General features: G+C 71.7%; 20 protein-coding genes. 13 read left to right on the forward strand and 7 right to left on the reverse strand.

Annotated elements, in window-relative coordinates:
* Positions 1 to 7: 7 nt before the first annotated feature.
* Genes MWM08_RS05880 through MWM08_RS05890 form a run of 3 tightly spaced genes read left to right on the forward strand, consistent with a single transcriptional unit; the run spans position 8 to position 2,936 of the window.
* Positions 8 to 592, forward strand: a complete 585-nt coding sequence (locus MWM08_RS05880; RefSeq protein WP_244458530.1) for a DUF6134 family protein — start codon at positions 8 to 10, stop codon at positions 590 to 592.
* A complete protein-coding gene (locus tag MWM08_RS05885; protein ID WP_244458531.1) occupies positions 589 to 2,121 on the forward strand; it encodes a cryptochrome/photolyase family protein in 1,533 nt (510 codons plus the stop codon). Before MWM08_RS05880 ends, MWM08_RS05885 begins: the two co-directional genes overlap by 4 nt.
* A 44-nt stretch (positions 2,122 to 2,165) precedes the next feature.
* Positions 2,166 to 2,936 carry a creatininase family protein gene (locus tag MWM08_RS05890; protein WP_244458532.1) on the forward strand — a complete coding sequence of 257 codons (771 nt, stop codon included), beginning with the start codon at positions 2,166 to 2,168 and terminating at the stop codon, positions 2,934 to 2,936.
* 90 nt (positions 2,937 to 3,026) lie between these two features.
* On the opposite strand, the gene ppk2 is transcribed toward MWM08_RS05890, so the two are convergent.
* Genes ppk2 through MWM08_RS05905 form a run of 3 tightly spaced genes read right to left on the reverse strand, consistent with a single transcriptional unit; the run spans position 3,027 to position 6,228 of the window.
* The gene (gene ppk2 / locus MWM08_RS05895; protein ID WP_244458533.1) at positions 3,027 to 3,992 is read right to left on the reverse strand and encodes a polyphosphate kinase 2; all 966 of its coding nucleotides are present in this window, start codon (positions 3,990 to 3,992) and stop codon (positions 3,027 to 3,029) included.
* A 29-nt stretch (positions 3,993 to 4,021) separates the two neighbouring features.
* Positions 4,022 to 4,798, reverse strand: coding sequence for a metallophosphoesterase (locus MWM08_RS05900; protein WP_244458534.1), 777 nt, complete (start codon positions 4,796 to 4,798; stop codon positions 4,022 to 4,024).
* On the reverse strand, positions 4,798 to 6,228 hold the full coding sequence (locus MWM08_RS05905; RefSeq protein ID WP_244458535.1) for a cryptochrome/photolyase family protein: 1,431 nt from the start codon (positions 6,226 to 6,228) through the stop codon (positions 4,798 to 4,800). The genes MWM08_RS05900 and MWM08_RS05905 overlap by 1 nt, the downstream gene beginning before the upstream one ends.
* A 109-nt stretch (positions 6,229 to 6,337) precedes the next feature.
* Between MWM08_RS05905 and MWM08_RS05910 the strand changes: the two genes are divergently transcribed.
* A complete protein-coding gene (locus tag MWM08_RS05910) occupies positions 6,338 to 7,300 on the forward strand; it encodes a Bug family tripartite tricarboxylate transporter substrate binding protein (RefSeq protein ID WP_244458536.1) in 963 nt (320 codons plus the stop codon).
* A 3-nt stretch (positions 7,301 to 7,303) separates the two neighbouring features.
* On the opposite strand, the gene MWM08_RS05915 is transcribed toward MWM08_RS05910, so the two are convergent.
* Together MWM08_RS05915 and MWM08_RS05920 are read right to left on the reverse strand one after the other, a co-directional pair.
* Entirely contained in the window at positions 7,304 to 8,905 is a 1,602-nt protein-coding gene (locus tag MWM08_RS05915) for an MBL fold metallo-hydrolase RNA specificity domain-containing protein (RefSeq protein ID WP_244458537.1), read from the reverse strand.
* 5 nt (positions 8,906 to 8,910) lie between these two features.
* Positions 8,911 to 9,672 carry an SDR family NAD(P)-dependent oxidoreductase gene (locus MWM08_RS05920; protein WP_244458538.1) on the reverse strand — a complete coding sequence of 254 codons (762 nt, stop codon included), beginning with the start codon at positions 9,670 to 9,672 and terminating at the stop codon, positions 8,911 to 8,913.
* Between the two features lie 222 nt (positions 9,673 to 9,894).
* On the opposite strand from MWM08_RS05920, the gene MWM08_RS05925 reads away from it, so the two are divergent.
* The 4 genes from MWM08_RS05925 to acdA all read left to right on the forward strand — a co-directional run bounded on the left by MWM08_RS05925 (position 9,895) and on the right by acdA (position 13,748).
* A complete protein-coding gene (locus tag MWM08_RS05925; RefSeq protein ID WP_244458539.1) occupies positions 9,895 to 10,647 on the forward strand; it encodes a Crp/Fnr family transcriptional regulator in 753 nt (250 codons plus the stop codon).
* 145 nt (positions 10,648 to 10,792) lie between these two features.
* On the forward strand, positions 10,793 to 11,698 hold the full coding sequence (locus MWM08_RS05930; protein WP_244458540.1) for a hydrogen peroxide-inducible genes activator: 906 nt from the start codon (positions 10,793 to 10,795) through the stop codon (positions 11,696 to 11,698).
* A 51-nt stretch (positions 11,699 to 11,749) separates the two neighbouring features.
* Positions 11,750 to 12,517: a DUF533 domain-containing protein gene (locus tag MWM08_RS05935; RefSeq protein WP_244458541.1), complete on the forward strand. Its 768-nt coding sequence runs from the start codon at positions 11,750 to 11,752 to the stop codon at positions 12,515 to 12,517.
* Positions 12,518 to 12,521: 4 nt separating this feature from the next.
* Positions 12,522 to 13,748, forward strand: a complete 1,227-nt coding sequence (gene acdA / locus MWM08_RS05940; RefSeq protein ID WP_244458542.1) for a 3-sulfinopropanoyl-CoA desulfinase — start codon at positions 12,522 to 12,524, stop codon at positions 13,746 to 13,748.
* 309 nt (positions 13,749 to 14,057) lie between these two features.
* On the opposite strand, the gene MWM08_RS05945 is transcribed toward acdA, so the two are convergent.
* Complete coding sequence (locus tag MWM08_RS05945) at positions 14,058 to 15,173, reverse strand: THUMP domain-containing class I SAM-dependent RNA methyltransferase (RefSeq protein ID WP_244458543.1); 1,116 nt, start codon at positions 15,171 to 15,173, stop codon at positions 14,058 to 14,060.
* Positions 15,174 to 15,326: 153 nt separating this feature from the next.
* On the opposite strand from MWM08_RS05945, the gene ykgO reads away from it, so the two are divergent.
* A complete protein-coding gene (gene ykgO / locus MWM08_RS05950; RefSeq protein ID WP_188966940.1) occupies positions 15,327 to 15,452 on the forward strand; it encodes a type B 50S ribosomal protein L36 in 126 nt (41 codons plus the stop codon).
* A 76-nt stretch (positions 15,453 to 15,528) separates the two neighbouring features.
* On the opposite strand, the gene MWM08_RS05955 is transcribed toward ykgO, so the two are convergent.
* On the reverse strand, positions 15,529 to 15,915 hold the full coding sequence (locus MWM08_RS05955; RefSeq protein WP_244458544.1) for a hypothetical protein: 387 nt from the start codon (positions 15,913 to 15,915) through the stop codon (positions 15,529 to 15,531).
* A gap of 124 nt (positions 15,916 to 16,039) precedes the next feature.
* On the opposite strand from MWM08_RS05955, the gene MWM08_RS05960 reads away from it, so the two are divergent.
* From MWM08_RS05960 to MWM08_RS05975, 4 genes are all read left to right on the forward strand, one after another.
* Positions 16,040 to 17,485 (forward strand): FAD-linked oxidase C-terminal domain-containing protein, encoded by a 1,446-nt coding sequence (locus tag MWM08_RS05960; RefSeq protein ID WP_244458545.1) that lies wholly within the window; start codon positions 16,040 to 16,042, stop codon positions 17,483 to 17,485.
* On the forward strand, positions 17,482 to 18,657 hold the full coding sequence (glcE, locus tag MWM08_RS05965) for a glycolate oxidase subunit GlcE (RefSeq protein WP_244458546.1): 1,176 nt from the start codon (positions 17,482 to 17,484) through the stop codon (positions 18,655 to 18,657). The genes MWM08_RS05960 and glcE overlap by 4 nt, the downstream gene beginning before the upstream one ends.
* Positions 18,658 to 18,743: 86 nt before the next feature.
* Positions 18,744 to 19,205, forward strand: coding sequence for a (2Fe-2S)-binding protein (locus MWM08_RS05970; RefSeq protein WP_244458547.1), 462 nt, complete (start codon positions 18,744 to 18,746; stop codon positions 19,203 to 19,205).
* Between the two features lie 13 nt (positions 19,206 to 19,218).
* Positions 19,219 to 21,396, forward strand: a complete 2,178-nt coding sequence (locus tag MWM08_RS05975) for a xanthine dehydrogenase family protein molybdopterin-binding subunit (protein WP_244458548.1) — start codon at positions 19,219 to 19,221, stop codon at positions 21,394 to 21,396.
* Positions 21,397 to 21,398: the final 2 nt, after the last annotated feature.

Genomic DNA, 21,398 nt, shown 5'->3' on the forward strand with positions numbered 1-21,398 from the left:
TGCCGCCTTGCTGCTGCCCGTCGGCCTCGCGCTGCCGGCCGCGGCGGCCGAGGGGGACTACGCCTTCCGGGTGAAGCGGCGGGGCGACGTGGTCGGCACGCATACGGTGCGCTTCGCCCAGCGCGGGGCGGAGCGCATCGCGACATCAGACCTTTCCATCACCCCGCGTGTCCTGGGCGTCGTCGTGTACCGGTACGAGCACCGCTACGAGGAAGCCACGATCGGCGACAACTTCCGTCGCGTCACCTCGCGCCTGAACCGCAACGGCCGTATCGTCGAGGTCCGTGGCGAGGCCTCGGGCAATGCCGTGCTGCTGGACGGCACCGAGGGCCCGCAGCGCCTGCCCGCCAGCGCCGCACCGCTATCCTGGTGGGTGATGCCGCGCCTGACCGGGCGCGTGCCGCTGTTCGGCACCACCACGGGGCGTGCGCTGGCGCTGACCTGGCAGTCGCGCCGTCTGCCCGGCGGCGGCTTCGAATACGCCTGCACCGGCGAGGTGACGGCAACCGTGACCTACAGCGCCGCCGGCCGCTGGGTGGGCTTCACCGCGCGCGGCGAGGACGGCACCGACATCGCCTACGAACCGGCATGAGCGGCGGCACACTCAGGGTGGTGCTGGGCGACCAGTGCTCGCGCGGGCTCTCGGCGCTGCGCGACCTAGACCCCGCCACCGACACGGTACTGATGATGGAGGTGCAGGCCGAATGCACCTATGTCCCACATCATCCGCAGAAGATCGTGCTGGTGCTCTCGGCGATGCGACACTTTGCGCGCGCGCTGGCGGCGCGCGGCGTGCGGGTGGATCATGTGCCGCTGGACGATCCGGACAACACGCAGTCCTTCGCCGGTGAGGTCGCCCGCGCCGTCGCACGACACCGCCCGGCACAAATCGTCGCAACGCACCCGGGCGAATGGCGCGTGCTCACGGACATGCAGGGCTGGGAGGCCGCGACCGGCGTGCCGGTCGAGATCCGAGAGGATGACCGCTTCCTGTGTTCCCTGCCGCGCTTCCGCACCTGGGCGGCTGGCCGCAAGCAGTACCGCATGGAATTTTTCTACCGCGAGATGCGGCGCGAGACCGGCCTGCTGATGGAAGGCGACGAGCCCGCTGGCGGCCAGTGGAACTACGACGCCGAGAACCGCTCCGCCCTGCCCAAGGGCCTGGTGCCGCCGCCGCCACGCCGCTTCCCGCCGGACACGATCACGCGCGAGGTGATGGCGCTGGTCGCGCACCGCTTCGGCGCACATTTCGGCGATGTCGAAGGCTTCGCCTGGCCGGTCACCGCCAAGGACGCGACCGCCGCGCTGGACGCCTTCATCACCGATCGCCTCGCGCTGTTCGGCGACTACCAGGACGCGATGGCCGCGGATCAGCCGACCATGTTCCACGCACTGGTCTCGACCAGCCTGAATGCTGGGCTGCTCGACCCGATGGAGGCCTGCCGCGCGGCCGAAAAGGCTTGGCGCGAGGGTCGCGCGCCGCTCAATGCCGTCGAGGGCTTCATCCGCCAGATCCTCGGCTGGCGCGAATACGTGCGCGGCATCTACTGGCACCTTATGCCGGGCTATGCCGAGGGCAACGCGTTGGATGCGCATCGCCCGCTGCCGGGCTTCTACTGGGGCGGCCCGACAACGATGCGTTGCATCGAACAGACCGTCGCGCAGACCCGCGACCTGGCCTACGCCCACCACATCCAGCGGCTGATGGTGACGGGCAACTTCGCGCTGCTCGCCGGCATCGCGCCGGCCGAGATCAACGCCTGGTACCTCGCCGTCTATGCCGATGCCTTCGACTGGGTGGAACTGCCCAACACCCATGGCATGGCGATCCATGCCGATGGTGGCGTGATGGCGTCCAAGCCCTATGCGGCATCGGGTGCATACATCAACCGAATGTCGGACTACTGCGGCAGCTGCACGCATGACGTGAAGCAATCGGCCGGCCCGCGCGCTTGCCCGTTCAACTACCTGTACTGGGACTTCATCGCGCGCCACGCCGACCGCTTCACGAAGAACCCGCGGATGGCGATGCCGCTGCGGACGCTGGCGAAGATGGACCCGAAGAAGGTCGCGGCCCTGCGCGCCGAGGCGGCGCGCTTCCTGGCCACGCTCGACGGCTGAAGCGCCGCGTTCCATCCTCCCGCGCACCGACGCAGGAGGATGCCATGGCCGCCGAGACCGAGATCGAATGGATGAAGCTCACCTTCGCCGAGCTCAACGCGCGCGCCGCGGCGGATGCGCTGGTCATCGTCCCGGTCGCCTCGCTGGAACAGCACGGACCGCACCTCGCGACCGGCGTCGACATCGTCTGCGCTACTGCGGTCGCGCAGCGCGTCGCGCGGCGCCTGCACGACGCCGGCCGCCCGGTGGTGGTCACGCCCTGCGTCTGGACCGGCCTCGCGGAACACCACGTCCCCTTCGGCGGCACCGTGACGCTCGATTTCGAGGCCTTCTCGGCGGTGCTGCGCGGCGTGGTGCGTTCCGCCATGCGCGCCGGCTTCAAGCGCGTCATGCTGCTCAACGGCCATGGCGGCAATGCCGAGGCCGTCGCCGTTGTCGGCGGTGAATGCCAGGCGGAATTCGGCATCGCCGTCGCCGCCGGAACCTATTGGCACCTGGCCGGCGACGCCTTCGCCCCCATCCTGGAACGCCAATCCACCGTGCTGCATGCCTGCGAGGCCGAGACCTCGATGATGATGACGCTGATGCCCGAGGCCCTGCGCACCGACCGACTGCCCGACGCCCACGGCCCGCATTCGACCCGCCCGGAGGGCCAGCCTGCGGCCATGATCCGCCGCCGGTCCTTCAAGGACATCACGCCATCGGGCGTGATCGGCGATGCACGCGCCGCCACGGCCGCGAAGGGCGAGGCGCTGCTCGAAGCCGCTGCCGAGCGCATCGCCGCCGAACTGGGCAACGCGAAGCTCTGGGGATGAGGCCGGCGCGCCGCGACCGAAAGGTTGCTGGTTGGCGGAGGCGCGCGACCTGTCTCCAGAGCGCCGCACCCACCGCCAGCGGCGGCGGCCCTATCGTGCCCCGTCGCGCCGCTGCCCCGGATGCAGCGTCTTGCCCAGGATATGCGTGCTCGCGCTGATCACATGCGCGGTCGATCCCACGATCAGCGGGTCGGGTTCGTGGACCACGGCTTCGTCCTTGCCCTCATAGGGCAGGTTGTACAGGAAATGGCGCATCGCCTCGATCCGCGCGCGGCGCTTGTCGTCGGACTTCACGATGGTCCAGGGCGCGTCGGCGGTGTCGGTATAGAAGAACATCGCCTCCTTCGCCTCGGTGTAGTCGCCCCATTTGTCCAGGCTCGCCTTGTCGATCGGGCTGAGCTTCCACTGCTTCAGCGGGTCGGTCTCGCGCGACTGGAAGCGGCGCGCCTGCTCCTCGCGCGTCACGCTGAACCAGTACTTGAACAGGCGCAGGCCTGACCGCACCAGCATGCGCTCCAGCTCTGGCGCCTGGCGCATGAACTCCAGGTATTCCGCGGCCGAGCAGAAGCCCATCACGCGCTCCACGCCCGCGCGGTTGTACCAGGACCGGTCGAAGAACACGATCTCCCCGCCGCTCGGGAGATGGCGCACGTAGCGCTGGAAATACCATTGCGAGCGTTCCTGGTCGGTCGGCTTTTCCAGCGCGACGATATGCGCGCCGCGCGGATTCAGGTGCTCCATGAAGCGCTTGATGGTGCCGCCCTTGCCGGCGGCGTCGCGGCCTTCGAACAACACGGTGACGCGTTCGTTCGCCGTCTTGATCCAGTTCTGCGCCTTCAGCAGTTCGACCTGCAGCGGCATGATGCGCGCGGCATAATCCTTTTCGGTGAGCCGCGTCGCATAGGGGTAGGCGCCGGTCTCGAAGGCGCGGCGCACCGCCTCGGGGTCGCGCGCGGGGCGATGCGCCCGGCGCGTGGGCGTGCCGAGCGCCGCCGCCGCGTCGGCGATGGATCGCGCGCCCTCGACCACATCCTCAGCCGGCCTGTCCTGGTCCATGGTCGTTCCTCCTGTGGCATGCTTGGCCATCACGACGCAGGTGCGTCCGGCGGTCCTTGCGCTGCCTCAAGCCCCGGCGCGTCGAAGCGCAGATCCTGCCAGGCCAGCGCGCCGCCCTTGCCCGCGCCGGTATCCAGGAACACCGCCCGCCCGCCCCGCGCGCCCGTCATCGTCACCGGCCGCCCGTCGCGCGAACGGTTGTCATGCCCCACCATCACCGTGATCCCGGCCGGGATGCGGTCCACCCAGCCCACCAGGCGGATCGGGAAGCCATCCGCGGCGAGCCGCCCCGTCACCTGGCCATAAATCGCGCGCCCGACCAAGCCTTCCGCCCGCTGCGCGCCGGCGTCCGGCGGGCAGGGGTGCTGCAGCATCGCGTCGTGGAAGGCGGCATGCACGAAGACCCAGGGGCCGATGCACAGCCAGGCCGGCGCGCGCGCGATCTCGTCCAGCGCGCGTTCGCGCAGCGCCGCACCGTCGGGCGCCGCCGCAAGCTGTTCGAGGGTGCGCCCGAGCCCTGCCTTCTCAACCCGCACCGCATCCCCCGCCAGCGCGCGGCGCAGCTTGTGGTCGTGGTTGCCCAGCAGGAACAGCCCCGCGCCCGCGTCGATCAGCGCGAAGGTGGCGCGCAGCACCGCGGGGCTGTCCGGCCCGTGGTCGGTCAGGTCGCCGAGTTGCACGACGAACAGGCGCGCCGCCTCCGCCCCGGCGATTGCTGCCGCGAAGCCGCGGCTGTCGCCATGCACGTCGCCCACCACGCGCAGGCCCGCGAAGCCTGCCGAGCGCAGGGTCTCGACCGTGGGCATCACGCCGCCGCGTCGCCCTTCAGCGCGGCGAAGGCGGCCAGCGCCCGCGCGCGCCCGGCCGCCAGTTCCACCACCGGCGCCGGATAGTCCCGCCCAAGCTGCAGCCCCGCCCCGCGCAGCACGATCTCGGGCGCCTCATGGGGCTTGTGGATGAAGCGGTCGGGCAGGGGCGCGAGTTCCGGGCACCAGCGCCGCACATAGGCACCGGTCGGGTCGAACTTCTCCCCCTGCAGCACCGGATTGAAGATGCGGAAATATGGCGCCGCATCCGCGCCGCAGCCCGCCACCCACTGCCAGGACGCGCTGTTCGCCGCGAGGTCGGCATCGACCAGCGTGTCCCAGAACCAGGCCTCGCCCTGCTGCCAGGGCTGCAGCAAATGCTTCACCAGGAAGGACGCGGTGATCATGCGCACCCGGTTGTGCATCCAGCCGGTCTGCCAGAGCTGCCGCATCCCGGCATCGATGATCGGGTAGCCGGTGCGCCCGCGCTGCCAGGCGCGCAGCAGCGCGGCATCCGGCTGCCAGGGAAAGGCGGCGAATTCGACGCGCAGCGGCGCCTCGGGCATTTCGGGCCGGTGCCAGAGCAGGTGATGGGAGAATTCCCGCCACAGCAATTCCTTGAGGAAGGTCTCGAGCCCCTTGCCGCCGCGCGCCTGCGCCGCATGCCAGACCTGGCGCGGCGAGATCTCCCCTAGGTGCAGGTGCGGCGACAGGCCTGAGGTCCCCCAGGCCGCGCCGGGATCGTTCCGGCGGTCCGCGTAACCGGCCAGCCCGTGCTCCAGGAAGGCCGCCAGCCGAGCCGCCGCGCCAGCCTCGCCGGGCTGCCAATACGCGGCGAAGCCCGCCGCCCAGTCGGGTTCCGGCAGCCGTGGCAGCAAGGCCAGCTCGTCGAGGCTGAGGCCGGCCGGCGCACCCGGGGCGGTGGACAGACGCGCGGGCGCGGGCAGCGCGGGCGCCAGGCCCTCCAGCAGCCCGAAGACGTTGCGCGAGAACGGCGTGTAGACGCCATAGGGCGTGCCGGATCCGGTGCGAACCTGGTGCGGTTCGTGCAGCAGCGCGGTGCGGTGCAGCACCAGCCGCGTACCGGCGGCCTGCAGCGCGGCGTGGGTCTCGGCATCGCAGCGCCGCCCGGCCGGTTCGGTGCGCCGCCCGGCATGGATCTCGGTCGCGCCGACCGCGGCCGCGAGGTCCGGCAGCAGCCGGCGCGGGTCGCCGCGCAGCAGCACCAGCGGCGCGCCGCGTTCGGCCAGGTCACGCCCCAGCGCCGCCAGGGAATGATGCAGCCACCACCGGGCCGCCCCGCCCGGCGCCCACGGCCCGTCCTCGAGGATGTACACCGGCAGGATCGGCCGTTCGGCCACGGCCATCAGGGCAGGGTGGTCGGCCAGGCGGAGGTCCTGGCGGAACCAGAGAATCGCGGAGTCGGGCATGTGGGGAATGTAGGGCGCCGCGCCGCGCCGTCACGAGGATCCCGCGCCCGGCTGGCGTGGCCCGCCGCGCTCGGCCATGGTGCGGCCCAAGGAATTCTAGGGGGAAACCATGCGCCGCCTGCTCATCTGCCTCGCCATGCTCGCCACCGGCGCCCCGGCTTGGGCGCAGCCCGCCTATCCCGACCGGCCCGTGCGCATGATCATCCCCTTCGCCGCGGGGGGCGCGGCCGACGTGGTCGGGCGCATCGTCGCGCAGGGCATGGCCGAGGATCTCGGCCAGGCGGTGGTGGTCGAGAACCGCGGCGGCAGCGGCGGCGTCATCGGCTCCCAGGCGGTGCTGCAGGCACCCCAGGACGGCTACACCATCGTGCTGCACACACTCTCCTCAGGCGTGATGAATGCCGGGCTCTATGCCAACATGCCCTTCGACCTGCGGCGCGCCTTCGCCCCGGTGGGCCTGGTCGGCACGGTGCCCAACATCATCGTGGTGAACCCGCGCGTGCAGGCCCGCACGCTGCCGGAACTGGTCGCGCTGGTGCGCGCCAATCCCGGTCGCATCACCTATGCCAGCTCGGGCCCCGGGACGATCGTGCACCTGTCCGGCCAGATGCTGGCCAACATGATCGGCGCCGAGATGGTGCACGTGCCCTACCGCGGATCGGGGCCGGCGCTGGCCGACCTGATGGCCGGCACGGTCGACGTGATGGTGGATACGCTGCCGCCCTATGTCGCGATGGTGCGCGAGGGCCGCGTGCGCGCCCTGGCCATGGCGACCCGCACGCGCTCCGCCGCGCTGCCCGAGGTGCCGACCGCCGAGGAAGCCGGCCTGCCGGGCTACGAGACCTACAACTGGCACGCGGTATTCGTTGCGACCGGCACGCCGGCACCCATCGTGGCGCGGCTCGAACGGGCGCTGCGCAACGCGGTCGCCGCGCCGGGCCCGCGCGCGCGGCTGGTCGAACTTGGCGTCGAGCCGATCGGCGCCGGTGCGGCGGAGCTCGAACGCTTCTGGGACGACCAGTTCCGCATCTGGATCCCGATCATCCGCGCCTCGGGCGCCACGGCGAACTGACGGTCAGCCGCCGCGCGCCGCATCCACCACGCGGCGCAGCGCGCCGATCAGCGCGTCGCGCGCCGCCGCGTCCGGGGCGCGCTCGATCGCGTCCTCGATCCCGAGCAGCAGCGCGGCGCGGGCGTTGTGCCAGTCGGGCCGGCCGGCCGCGGCGGGATCGGCGCGTCGGTGCGCCGCCTGCCGCGGTTCCGGAACGGCGCCGGCGCGCAGCAGGAACGCATCGTCGAGCGCGGGCAGGATCACCTGGCCCGGGCGCGCCATTCCCTCGGCGAGGATGCGCGCCGCCAGCGCGTCCATCGCAGGCGGTTCGCCATGCACCAGAAACACGCCGCCGCGCACCCGCCCGCGCGCCTTCAGCCAGGCCGTGAGCTCGGTCGCATCGGCATGGCCCGAATAGTCGCGGATCTGCCCGATGGTGGCCGCGACACGGATGGTGTCGCCCTGGATGCGCACCTCCCGCCGCCCATCCTGCAGCAGCCGGCCAAGCGTACCCTCCGCCTGGTAGCCGGTCAGCAGCACCGTCGCGGCCGGCGACCAAAGCCAGCGCTTGAGGTGGTGGCGGATGCGCCCCGCATCGCACATGCCCGACCCGGCGACGATGATGTGGAAGCCCTCGACCTCGGCGATGCGGCGCGACTGGTCCCCGCTCTCGGTGAAGTGCAGCAGCGGGGATCGCAGCGCGCGCTTCACCGCGCCCCCCTGCTCGAGATCCTGCGCATGGTCGGCGAAGACCTCGGTCGCGCGGATCGCGAGCGGGCTGTCGACGAAGATCGGCGCCTGCGGGATGCGGCCCGCCTGCATCAGCGTGACTAGGTCCCAACAGATCTCCTGCGTGCGTTCCACCGCGAAGGCAGGCACCAGCAGCGCACCGGCGGGGTCGTGCGCGTCGCGCACCAGGGCGGCCAGGCGCTCGCGGCGTTCCTCGTGGCCGACGCAGGGCTTCTCCTCGTCGCCATAGGTCGATTCCAACACCACATGGTCGAGGTCGCCGGGCCCCTCGGGATCGCGGTGGAAGGCGGTGCAGTCGGGGCCGAGATCGCCCGAGACCAGCACGCGCACCGGTTCCTCGTCCGCCTCCGCGACCTCGATCTCGATCGAGGCCGATCCCAGCATGTGCCCCGCATTCCACCAGCGCGCACGCACCCCAGGCAGCACCTCCATCCAGCGGTCGAAGGGCACCGCGCGGAAGGCGCGCAGCGCGGCGACGGCGTCATTCGCGGTGTAGATCGGCGTGACGTCCGCGAGCCCGCGCCGGCGGTTGCGGCGGTTCAGCGTCTCGACCTCCATCTCCTGCACGTGCCCGCTGTCCGGCAGCATGATCGAGCACAGGTCCATCGTGGCGCCGGTGGCATGGATCGGGCCGCGGAACCCTTCCTTCACCAGGCGGGGCAGCAGGCCGGAATGGTCGATATGCGCATGCGTCAGCAGCACCGCGTCGATGTCGCGCGGCGCATACGGAAAGGGCTCCCAGTTCAGCGCCTTCAGCGACTTCGGCCCCTGGAACATCCCGCAATCGACCAGGAACCGCGTGCGCGGCGTCTCGAACAGCAGCGACAGGCCGGTGACGGTTCGCGCCGCGCCGCAGGCGCGCAGGGTGATGGCCATGGCGCCTATTCCGCCGTCACGCCGCCATCGACCGGCAGCGCGATGCCGGTGATGCCCGCCGCCGCGCCCGACAGCAGGAACGCGACCGGCCCCGCGATGTCCTCCGGTTCCATGATGCGCCCGAGCGGAATCCGCGCGCGCGTCGCCGCCACGAAGGCCGGGTCGGCCATCAGGTCCGCTGCGAGCGGCGTATTCACCAGCCCCGGGCAGACCGCGTTCACCCGGATGCCGTGCGGGCCGAGTTCCAGCGCCATGGCGCGCGTCAGCCCCATCAGCGCATGCTTCGACGCCGCATAGACGCTGCGGTTGCGCGCCCCCACCAGCCCCGCGATCGACGCGATGTTCACGATCGACCCGCGCCGCCCCGCCGCGACCATGCCGCGCGCGACTGCCTGCGCGACCAGCGCGGCACCCTTCACGTTCAGCGCCAGGATGCGGTCGATCTCCGCCTCGCTCGCCTCGAGGAACGGTTCGCGCGTGACGCTGCCGGCATTGTTCACCAGGCCATCGAGCGGGCCCGCCGCGTCGATCGCCGCCGGGATCGCGGCCGGGTCGCCTGCGTCGAAGGGCAGCACCACCGCGCGCCCGCCCGCCGCCGCGATCTCGTGCGCCAGCGTATCGAGCCCGGCACGACCGCGTGCGGCCAGCACCACCTCGGCGCCCAGCGCGGCCAGGGCCTGCGCCACGGCGCGACCGATCCCGAGCGACGCTCCGGTGACCAGAACGCGGGACCCCTGCAGGCGGAAATCGGGCGTGGCGTTGCTCATGGCGGTATCTCCCTGCCGCGCAGTGTCGCCCGGATCGGCGCGGGTGCAAGCGGCCGCGCGTGTCTCGCGCCGCCCGCAGCTGTTCCATGCCTGCGCCCTTGGCGGCGACGCACGCCCGTTTCTTCTTGATCCAGGACAAACATGCGCCGACACTGAACCTGCTCGCCGCAGAGCACGGGAGACCGCGGCCGCAATGGCCGCAACGGCAGGTGAAGGCGCCACATGCATCCGCTCGACGCAACGCGCGTGCTCATGGACGGCCTGGGGAGCGATTCCAGCGTCTGCATGAAGTGCGGCTCCCGCTCGGTCGGCCTTTGCGCGCCGCTCGATGCCGCCGCGCTCGACGACATGTCGGGTGAGAGCGAGCGCCTCGCCCTCGAACCGCGCGAGGCCGTCTTCCGCCAGGGCGACCCCGCCCGCCACGTCTATACGCTGACCGAAGGCATGGCCCGCCTGACGCGCGTTCTGCCCGACGGCCGGCAGGCCGCGATCGGCTTCCGCTTCGCCGGCGACATCCTGGGCTTCACGCCGGAGGCCGAGCACGCCTTCGGCGCCGAGATGCTCACGCGCGGCACCGTCTGCCGCCTCGACCGCCGCCGCCTCGAACAGATGTTCCGCCGCTACCCGATCATGGAGCGCCGCTTCCTCGACCTGTGCGTGCGCGAACTCTCGGCCAGCCAGGACCACATCCTCGCACTCGGGCGCTTCAGCGCCGAGGAACGCGTCGCCGCCTTCCTGATCTCACTGGTCGAGGCGCAGGAACGCCGCGCCCATGTCGGCCCGGTCTTCGACCTGCCCGCCACGCGCGCCGATATCGGCGAATTCCTCGGCCTCACGCTGGAGACCGTCAGCCGCGCCGTCTCCGCCTTCCGCAAGCGCGGCTGGATCCGCCTGCACGGCCATTCCGGCATCGAACTCACGGACCGTGCGTCGCTGGTCAGCCTGGCGGCCGGCGAAGGTGCCCACGCCGCCTGAAGGCCTGGCCCCGAAGGCCCACCGGCCCATGCCCACAGGCCACCGCGCGGCAATCCTCCGCACCGGCGCCCACACCGCCCCGCCGCAGGGCGACGTTCATTCCATGTCCTGGACCGGCACGCGATCAGGATAGTCTTGCGCACCCATGATCCCGCTGCCGAGTCCCCAACAACTCCGCTACCTGGTCGCGCTGGCCGAACACAGCCATTTCGGCCGCGCCGCCGCCGCCTGCGCCGTCACGCAGTCGACTCTCTCCTCGGGCATCCTGGCGCTCGAACGGCAACTCGATGCACCGCTGCTGGAACGCACCGGGGGCAAGCGGCCGGTCTTCACGCCGCTCGGGCGCGACCTGGTCGCGCGCGCCCGCGCCGCGCTCGCCTCCCTCACGGCCTTCGTCGAGACGGTGGACGCGGCGCGCGAACCGCTCACGGGGTCGCTGCGGCTCGGCATCATTCCCACCATCGGGCCCTTCCTGCTGCCACGGCTGATGCCGCGCCTGCGCGCCGCGCACCCGCGCCTGCACCTGTGGCTGCGCGAGGACCTGGCCGATGGCCTGCGCGACGGCCTGGAATCCGGGCGCCTCGACCTGCTGCTGGTGACGCTGCCTTGCGACTGCGGCGACGCTGAAACCCTCGTGGTCGGCGACGACCCCTTCCTGGTCGCCAGCGCGCCGGGCCACCGGATGGCGCAGCACGCGGCCATCGCCCCCGCCGCGCTGGCCGGTGAAAGGCTGCTGCTGCTCGAGGAAGGGCACTGCCTGCGCGACCAGGCGCTGGCCGCCTGCGGCCTGCCGGCCGCGCCGCTGTCCGAGGAATTCGCCGCCACTTCCCTGCACAGCCTGGTGCAGATGGTCGCCGGCGGGCTCGGCGTGACTGTACTGCCGCGGCTCGCGGTGGCGGGCGGCGTGGCCACCGGCGCCGATCTCGCGCTGTGTCCGCTGGTGGGCGGTGGCGGGCGCCGCATCGGCCTCGCCTGGCGCGCCCGCAGCCCGCGCGCCGACGAATTCCGCGCCCTGGTGCCATCCATTGCGGCGGCGCTCGCCGACCTGTAGCAAGCTTGGCTGCGCCGTCGCACGGCGCGGTCACGGAGGGGTTGCAGGCGCATGGCGCGGTTCGACCTTGGCGGCGTGCTCGGCGCGGTCCTCGGCGGCGGTCAGGCGCGCGCACCGCGCCGGCGCACATCGGCGCGCGGCGGGCAGGATCTCGGCCGCGCGCTGGCGATGCTCGCCGGTGTGGCGATCGAGGCAATGGCCAAATCCCAGCAGCAACAGCCCGCGCCGCCGCCACCACCGCCGCGCGACCGCGGTGCGGGCGGCGGATGGGGCCCGGCCCCGGGTCCCGGCTCCGCAAAGCCCGCGCCGCTCCCCGGCGGGACGAAATCCGCCCGCGCGCCGCGCAGCGGCAGCGTGCCCGCGGCGGGCCGCGACCCCTGGGGCGGTGCCGCCACGACCAAGCCCGCACCGACGCCGGAGGGCTGGGCGCCCGTTCCCGGCATCCCCGCGCCGCCGCCGATCTCCGCCGAGGACCGCGAGGGCGTGCTGATGCTGCGCGCCATGATCGCCGCGGCCAAGGCCGACGGGCATGTCGATTCCGACGAACGCGCGCGCATCGCCGACCAGCTCGACGCCGCCGGGATCGGCCAGGCGGCGCGCGACGCGGTGCTGGGCGAGTTCGATCGCGACGTGGCCCCTGAGGTCCTGGCGCGCGAGGCGCGCGACCCGATGCTCGCCGCACAGCTCTACGCCGCTGCCGTAGCCGGCGCGGCATCGATCGAGGGCGCCGAACGCGCCTGGCTGGATGGCTTCGCGAAGGCGCTGCGGCTGGATCGCGCCGCGACCGAGGCGATCGAACGCCGCATCCGGGGAGGGTGAACCCATGCACGGACTGACCGAGACCGAGGCCCGCCTGCGCGACGCCGCCCGTGAGGTCGCGCGCGAAGCCGCCGCCCAGGCCGCCGCCACCGACCGCGCCGAACAATATCCCTGGGCCATGGTGCGGCGCATGACCGAGGCCGGCTTCATGGGCCTGACCATCCCGCAGGAATGGGGCGGGCGCGGGTTGTCCTATTTCGACGCGGTGCTGGTGATCGAGGAATTCGCCAAGGCCTGCGCCGTGTGCGGGCGCATCGCGGTCGAGGCCAACATCGGCGCGATCGGCGCCATCATGGCCTATGGCACACCCACCCAGAAGCGCATCGCGGCCGACCTGGTGCTAGCCGGCGACAAGCCCGCCATCCTGATCACCGAGCCCGAGGCCGGGTCCGCCGCGACCGACATGCGCACGCGTGCCGTGCGCCACGGTAATGACTGGGTGATCGACGGCGACAAGACCTGGATCACCGGCGGCGGCGTCTCCCGCCTGCACCTGGTCTTTGCCCGCGTGGTCGAGGACGGGGAGGAGAAGGGCATCGGCGGCTTCATCGTGGTGCGCGGGGGCGATGGCATGCCCGCCGGCATGACCGCCGAGCGCATCCCGTCCATGGGCCTGCGCGGCATGCCCGAGGCGAATGTGGCCATGCGCGGCTTGGTGGTGCCGGATGCGATGGTGCTGCGCCCGCCGGGTGGGTGGGCGCGCGGCTTCGGGCGGCTGATGGATGCCTATAACGGCCAGCGCGTGGGGGCGGCGACGGCCGCACTCGGCATCGCGGCCGGGGCCTATGACCACGCGCTGGAGCGCGCGCAGACGCGCCGGCAGTTCGGCCGGCCGATCGGCGAATTCCAGGGGCTGGCGTGGATGCTGGCGGATATGTCGATCGACCTCGAGGCGTCGCGCGCGCTGGTGTGGCGGGCGGCGCGATCGGCCGGGCCGAACGGCTTCCCGGACCGGCTGGCGGCGGCGCAGGCCAAGGTGATGGCGGCGGATGCGGCGATCCGCGTGACCAACCAGGCGCTGCAGGTCTGGGGGGCTGCCGGGTATTCCCGCGACAACCCGATGGAACGCTTCGTGCGCGATGCGCGGATGTTCGCGATCGCCGGCGGCACGGCGCAGGTGCTGCGCACGCAGGTGGCGGAGCAGATCATGGGGCGCAAGCTTCCGCAGACGCGTGAGGGATTTGTGCGCGTCGTGGAGGAGGAGCGGGGGGCGAAGCGGGCGGCGGATTGACGGCGGAGGTGGCCGCAGAAACAGCATGCCGGCGGCTGGCGGGAAGGATTATTTTCCTTGCGACGGGGTGGCGCGGCGCCTAAGGTCGGACGCTGTTCCTTGAGGCTGTGAATCCGCCATCACGCTCCCTGCCATGATGTGGGAGTTGCCCGGCATGCCCACGGCCGGCGATGTCTCCGAAACAGGGACAAGGGCGTGCCCGGTCCATTTGTCCGAAACCGACACCCGGCCGCATGCGACGAATTTGTCCGAAACCATCCCGCGCCGCCGCACCCGGGACATGTGTCCGCAACGGACACCGCTGCCCCGCTACCGCAACACCCCCGTCCGCCACAGCGTCACCCGGAGCCCGCCATGCGGCACCGGCGGCCCCGGCGTCAGGAAGGGCAGGCCGGTCACCTGCGCCAGCTTCGCCTCCTGCGCCACCAACCCCACCCGCCAGCCAACGAAGCGTTCCCGCAGCACTTGGCCCATCGCGCGGTACAGCGGCACCAGCTGAGCTGAAGCGCCCAGCCGCGCACCGAAGGGCGGGTTCACCATCACCAGCCCAGGCGGGCCGTCCGGGGGCGTCAGCTCACTGATCACGCCCTGACGGAATTCGGTCAGTCCCGCCACGCCGGCGCGTTCGGCATTGGCGATGCTCATCGCCACCGCCCCCGCATCGCGGTCCCGCCCATGGCAGACCACGCCCGTCGCGCCCGCCCGCACCACCGCCCGCATCCGTGCCCAGGCCTCGGCGTCGAAGGTCGCGAGGTGTTCGAAGGCAAACCCGCGCCCGCGCCCCGGGTTCAGGCGCGCGGCGATCTCCGCGGCCTCGATCACGAAGGTGCCGGACCCGCACATAGGGTCGACCAGCGGTTCGGTGCCGTCGTAGCCGCATTGGCGCAGGAACAGCGCGGCCATGGTCTCGCGCAGCGGCGCGGCGTTCACCGCCTCCTTGAAGCCGCGCTTGTGCAAGGGCTCGCCGGAGGTATCGATGCTGAGGGTGCAGACATCCTTCTCGACCCGCGCCATCACCACCACCGGCGCGTCAGGCGCCTCGGGCGCGCCGAGCTTGTCGCGGATCGCGGTCGCGATGCGCTGCGCCACCGCCCCGCTGTGATACAGGCGCGACCCGGCGCAGGATGCCTCGACCCGGAAGGCCACGTCGCGCCGCAGCACCGCCGCCCAGTCCACCCGATGCGCCAGGTCATCGAGCTGTGCGAGGTGCACCACCCGGAAGGATGCGATGCGCGCCAGCACGCTGCCCGCCCCGCGCAGCCACAGGTTCGCCCGCCATACCTCCGGCCAGCCGCCGCGCGTCACGACCCCGCCCGGCACCGCCTTGGGGCGCTTGAAGCCCTTGAGGCGCACTTCCTCCGCCAGGACGGGCTCAAGCCCCGGAAAGGCGGCAAGGAAGATCTCGAAGTCCGTATCGTTGGTCATGCTGTCCATTGGCCGGGGCGCGCCGCGCAAAGGCCGTATGCGCCTTGGGGAACGGCCATGTGGCGCATTCCGCCCGCCGGCACCAGTGCACCGCCGCAGGCGGTTGACTTGCCCCGCGCACCCCCCTAGAAGCGCGCCTCCACGAGGTTGACCATGAAGATCCGCAATTCCCTGAAGACCGCCAAGACCCGCGACAAGAACTGCGTCGTCGTGCGCCGTCGTGGCCGCGTCTACGTGATCAACAAGAAGAATCCGCGCCTGAAGGCCCGCCAGGGCTGATCGTGCCGCGGGCTCAAGCCTGCTGCCTTGAGGGGGGCTTCGGCCCCCTTTTCTATGGCGGGGCTTCGCAGCGGGGTTATTTCCCGGGTGCGCCGCCAGTGCCGCCGCCGGGCGTCATGACCTCGGTGCCGATGCCGCCGCCCTGGCCCTGCGTCCAGGTGCCCAGCAGCCGCCCGTCGGCCTGCACGGCATAGGCCGCGACGCCGGTCTCCCCGCCCATGGTGTAGCCGACCACGAGCAGCGGTCCCTGCGGGATCAGGATCCCGATACCTTGCGCGCTGTCGCTGCCGACCCGCCAGGTGACGCGCCAGGTGTCCTGGCCGAGCGGCGCCAGCGTGACACTGCCTTCGTAGCGCGATCCGTCGGCGCCCTGGCCTTCCACCGCATAGGTTCCCGCGCGCTGTGCCAGCGCCGGCGTCGCCAGCCCGCCCAGCAGTGCGGTGGTCAGCAGAAGGTGTCGCATGGCTTGTCCCTCGCGGGCCGTGGCGCCCGCCGGGATGCTGCCCCCGCCTGCACACCCCGCGCAACGGCTGCTTGCGGCACCGCCGCGGCATGCGCATCTTCGCTGCACCGAGAGGACGCCCGCCGTGATTGCGCAACCTGCCCCCAAGCCCGAGATCCTTGCCCGCCGCGCCGAGATCCTGGCCGCGCTGTCGACCCTGGTGCCCGGCGATGGCGTGATCGGCGACCCCACGCGCCTCAAGCCCTACGAGACCGACGGGCTGCCGGCCTATCGCCAGGTGCCGCTCGCGGTGGTGCTGCCGCGCACCACGGAGCAGGTCGCGGCGGTGCTGCGCTATTGCCATGTCAACGGCATCCGGGTGGTGCCGCGCGGCGCGGGCACGTCGCTGTCCGGCGGCGCGCTGCCGCTGGCTGATTCGATCGTCATCGGCCTGATGCGCATGAACCGCATCCTGGACATCGACTTGGACGATCGCTTCGCCGTGGTCGAGGCGGGTGTCACCAACATCGGCATCACCAAGGCCGTCGAGGGCGACGGCTTCTTCTACGCGCCCGACCCCTCGAGCCAGCTCGCCTGCATGATCGGCGGCAACGTGATGATGAATTCAGGCGGCGCGCATTGCCTGAAATACGGCGTCACGGCCAACAACCTGCTCGGCCTCAAGTTCGTCACCATCGAGGGCGAGGTGATCGACATCGGCGGCGCCCATCTCGATGCGGCGGGGTATGACTGGCTCGGCCTGATCACCGGCAGCGAGGGCCAACTCGGCATCGTCACCGAGGTCACCGTGCGCATCCTGCGCGGGCCCGAGGGTGCGCGCGCCATGCTCGCCGCCTTCAAGGGCACCGAGATCGCCGGTGCGGCGGTCGATGCCATCATCGGCAGCGGCATCATCCCCGTGGCACTCGAATTCATGGACAAGCCCTGCATCCATGCCTGCGAGGCCTTCGCCCATGCCGGCTATCCGCTCGATGCCGAGGCGATGCTGATCATCGAGGTTGAGGGCAGCACCGCCGAGCAGGACGACCTGCTGAACCGCATCAAGGCGATCTGCGAACGCTTCGATCCGATCAGCCTCAAGGTGGCCGACAGCGTCGAGCAGTCGCTGGCGATCTGGAAGGGCCGCAAGGGCGCTTTCGGCGCAGTGGGGCGCATCAGCCCCGACTACCTCTGCATGGACGGCACCATCCCGACCAGCGAGCTGCCGCATGTCCTCAAGCGCATCGGCGAGATGAGCGTGCAGTTCGACCTCAAGGTCGCCAACGTCTTCCATGCCGGCGACGGCAACCTGCACCCGCTGATCATGTTCGACGCCAACGACCCCGACAGCTTCCGCCGCGCCGAGGCGTTCGGCGCTGCCATCCTCACGCTGTGCGTGGAAGTGGGAGGGTGCCTGACCGGCGAGCACGGCGTGGGTGTCGAGAAGCGCGACCTCATGACCGTGCAGTTCACCGCGCGCGAGCTCGACCAGCAGCGCGCGCTGAAGTCCGCCTTCGACCCGCAATGGCTGCTCAACACCGCGAAGGTCTTCCCGCTGCAGGGCGCATCAGTGGCGATGGCTGCCGAATGAGCGCGACGCTCGCACCGCCCGACGAGGCCGGTATCGCCGCGGCGATCGTGGCCGCCCATGCGGCGCGCGAACCGCTGGTCATCGAGGGCCGCGGGACGAAGCGTGGGCTGCTGCGCCCTGTGCAGGCGGCGCGTACGCTCTCGCTACGCAAGCTGAGCGGCATCACGCTATACAAGCCGGCCGAGCTGGTGCTTTCGGCCCGCGCCGGTACGCCATTGCCGGAGATCGAGGCTGCGCTCGCCGAACACGGCCAGCACCTGATCGCCGAACCGCCCGATCTGCGTGCGCTGCTCGGCGGCGAGGAACCCGCGACCCTCGGCGGTATCGTCGCGGCGAATCTGTCGGGCCCGCGCCGCATCGCCTGGGGGGCCATGCGCGACCACGTGCTGGGCGTGCGCTTCGTGAACGGGGCCGGCGAGGTGCTGCGTTCCGGCGGGCGTGTGCTGAAGAACGTGACGGGCCTCGACCTGTGCAAGTTGCTGGCGGGATCCTACGGCACGCTCGGCGTGATGACCGAGGTCACCATCAAGGTGCTGCCGGCACCCGAGGCCACGGCGACGCTGATCATCGAGGTGCCCGACCTCGATGCCGGCGTGCGCGCGCTCTCGGCCGGTCTCGGCAGCCCCTTCGGCGTGAGCGGCGCGGCGCTGCTGCCGGGGGCGCCGCACCGGGCAGCGCTGCGCCTCGAGGATTTCGCGGCGTCGGTCAGCTATCGGATGGAGCGGCTGCGCGAGGACCTCGCGCGCTTCGGCACCGCGCGGCGCGTCATCGAGGCGGAGGAAAGCCGCGCCTTCTGGCGTGGGGTGCGCGATGCCGTGCCGCTCGCCGCACAGCCGGACCATGCCGTGTGGCGCGTCTCGGTGCGCCCCTCGGCCGGCCCGGCGGTGGCCGCGGCGGCGCAGGCGCTGGGCGGGCGGGCGCTGCTCGACTGGGGCGGCGGGCTGGTCTGGGTGGCCGCACCCGCAACCGTCGCCACGCATGACGCGCTGGCCGCCGCGGCGGCGGTGTCGGGAGGGACCTGCACGCTGTTCCGCGCACCGGACTCGCTGCGCCTGACCGTCGACGTGCTGCCGGCCGAACCGGCGCCGCTCGCGGCGATCGGCGCGCGTGTGAAGGCCGCGCTCGATCCTGCCGGCATCCTCAACCCCGGGCGGATGCGGGCGGGGCTGTAACTTTCGGCTGAGCGCCCCATCTCGGCTTCGCGCGCGGCGTGCCGCCATGGCATGCTGTGCACGGGACCAGCAGGGAGAAGCCGCGAATGGCGAAGCTCAACGTCAATGGACGGGTGGTGGAGGTCGCGGTCGATCCGGACACCCCGCTCCTCTGGGCCATCCGCGACCATGTCGGGCTGACGGGCACCAAGTATGGCTGCGGTGTCGCTGCTTGTGGCGCCTGCACGTTGCATGTGGACGGCCAGGCGTTGCGCGCATGTTCCATGCCGGTCTCCGCCTTCAGCGAGACGCAGCGCATCGTGACCATCGAAGGGCTTTCGCCCGACGGCAACCACCCGATCCAGCGCGCCTGGCGTGAGCTGGATGTGCCGCAATGCGGCTTCTGCCAGTCCGGCATGATCATGGCCGCCGCCGCGCTGCTGGCCGAGAAGCCGCGCCCGACCGATGCCGACATCGACCAGGCGATGACCAACATCTGCCGCTGCGGCACCTACAACCGCGTGCGTGCGGGCATCCATGCCGCCGTGCGCGCCGGCACGTCGGGCTGAGGGGGGCACGCGCATGACCACGACCGAGACCATCCGCGCGTCGCGCCGCTCCGTGCTGGCAGGTGCTGGCGCCTTCGTGCTGGGCTTCCACGTCGCGCCGAAGGGCGCGCTGGGCCAGGCCGCAGCACCCGCCGCGACGCCCGAGATCAATGCCTGGGTGGTGATCCACCCCGATGACCGCGTCGTGCTGCGCATGGCGCGGAGCGAGATGGGCCAGGGCACGCGCACCGGCCTGTGCCAGATGATCGCCGAGGAGCTCCACTGCGACTGGGCGAAGATCGAGACGGAATACGTGACACCCGGCCAGAGCCTCGCGCGCAACCGCGCCTGGGGGAATTTCCTCACGGCCGGCAGCCAGGGCATCCGCCAGAGCCAGGACTACGTGCGCCGTGGCGGTGCGGCCGCGCGCATCATGCTGGTGCAGGCGGCCGCCGCGCAGTGGAACGTGCCGGCCAGCGAGTGCGCCGCGCGCGACAGTGTCATCACGCATACGCCGACCGGGCGCACGCTGCGCTACGGCCAGGTGGCCGCCGCCGCGGCGCGGCTGACCCCACCTGACCCGGTGCCGCTGAAGGACCCGCGCGAATGGACGCTGATCGGCCGGTCGGTGCCGCGGCTCGACACCGTGGCAAAGACCACCGGCGCGCTGGTCTACGGCTCGGATCTGAAGATGCCCGGGATGCTGGTCTCGGTGCCGAAGCGCTGCCCGGTCTTCGGCGGGCGCGTACGGTCCTTCGACGCGGCGCGGGTGCGCTCCATGCCCGGCGTGAAGCACGTGCTGCAGGTGGGCGACAGCGCGGTGGCGGTGGTGGCCGACACCTTCTGGCAGGCGAAGGTCGCGCTCGATGCGCTGCCCATCGAATGGGACGTGGGTGACAATGGCCGCGTGCAGCAATCGACCATCGACGCGATGCTCGATGAGGGCCTGAACGCCGCGGAGGCCTTCGTTGGCAACAGCAACGGCGATGCGCGTGCGGCGATCGCCGCGGCGCCGCGCAAGGTCGAGGCGGTGTATTCATACCCCTTCCAGAACCACGCGCCGATGGAACCCATGAACGCGACGGTCGTCTGGACCGCCGCGCGCTGCGACGTGTGGTGCCCGACGCAGAATGGCGAGGCCGCGCTGGTCGCGACCGCGCAGGCGGCCGGCCTGCCGCAGCAGCAATGCGACGTGCACCGCGTGGACCTGGGCGGCGGCTTTGGCCGGCGCACCACGCATGACTGGCTGATCGACGCGGTGCTGACCGCCAAGCAAATCCCGGGCGTTCCCATCAAGACGATGTGGACGCGCGAGGAGGACATGACGCACGGACGCTACCACCCCGTGACCAAGGCGAAGATGACCGCGGGCATCGACGCGCAGGGCAACATTACCGGGCTGCATATGCGGATCTCCGGCCAGTCGATCCTGTCCTTCGTGTTCCCGACGGCGCTGCAGAACGGGCGCGACCCGGTGCAGTTCCAGGGCCTGAACGCGGGCGGGGCGGAAAGCGCGATCGGCTATTCCTTCCCGAACCTGCTGATCGACCATGCGATGCGCAACACCCATGTCCCGCCGCATTTCTGGCGGGGCGTGAACCACAACCAGAACGCCATCTATCTGGAATGCTTCCTCGATGAGGTGGCGCACGCAACCAACCAGGATCCGCTGGCGCTGCGCCGCAAGCTGATGGGCAACCACCCGAAGCACCTGGCAGTGCTGAACGCTGTGGCGGAGCGCGTCGGCTGGGGTTCCGCGCCGCCGGCCGGACGCTTCCGCGGCATCGCGCAGCAGATGGGATTCGGGTCGTATGTGGCGGCGGCGGCCGAGGTCTCGGTCAGCGACGCCGGCGTGCTGCGCATCCATCGCATCGTCGCGGCCACCGACAGCGGCGTCGCGGTCAACCCGCGGCAGATCGAGATGCAGGTCGAAGGGTCCTTCGTCTACGGCCTCTCGGCGCTGCTGTATGGCGAATGCACCGTGAAGGACGGCGCGATCGAGCAGACCAACTTCGACACGTACAACGTGCTGCGCATGGACGAGATGCCGCAGGTCGAGACGATCGTGATGCCCTCGGGCGGCTTCTGGGGCGGTGTGGGCGAACCCACCATCATGGTGGCGGCACCGGCGGTGCTGAACGCGATCTTCGCGGCAACGGGCAAGCGTATCCGTTCCGTGCCGCTGAAGGACCAGGACCTGCGCCGCGCGTAGCG

Origin of the sequence: Roseomonas fluvialis (assembly GCF_022846615.1) — a bacterium.
Lineage (GTDB): Bacteria > Pseudomonadota > Alphaproteobacteria > Acetobacterales > Acetobacteraceae > Neoroseomonas > Neoroseomonas fluvialis.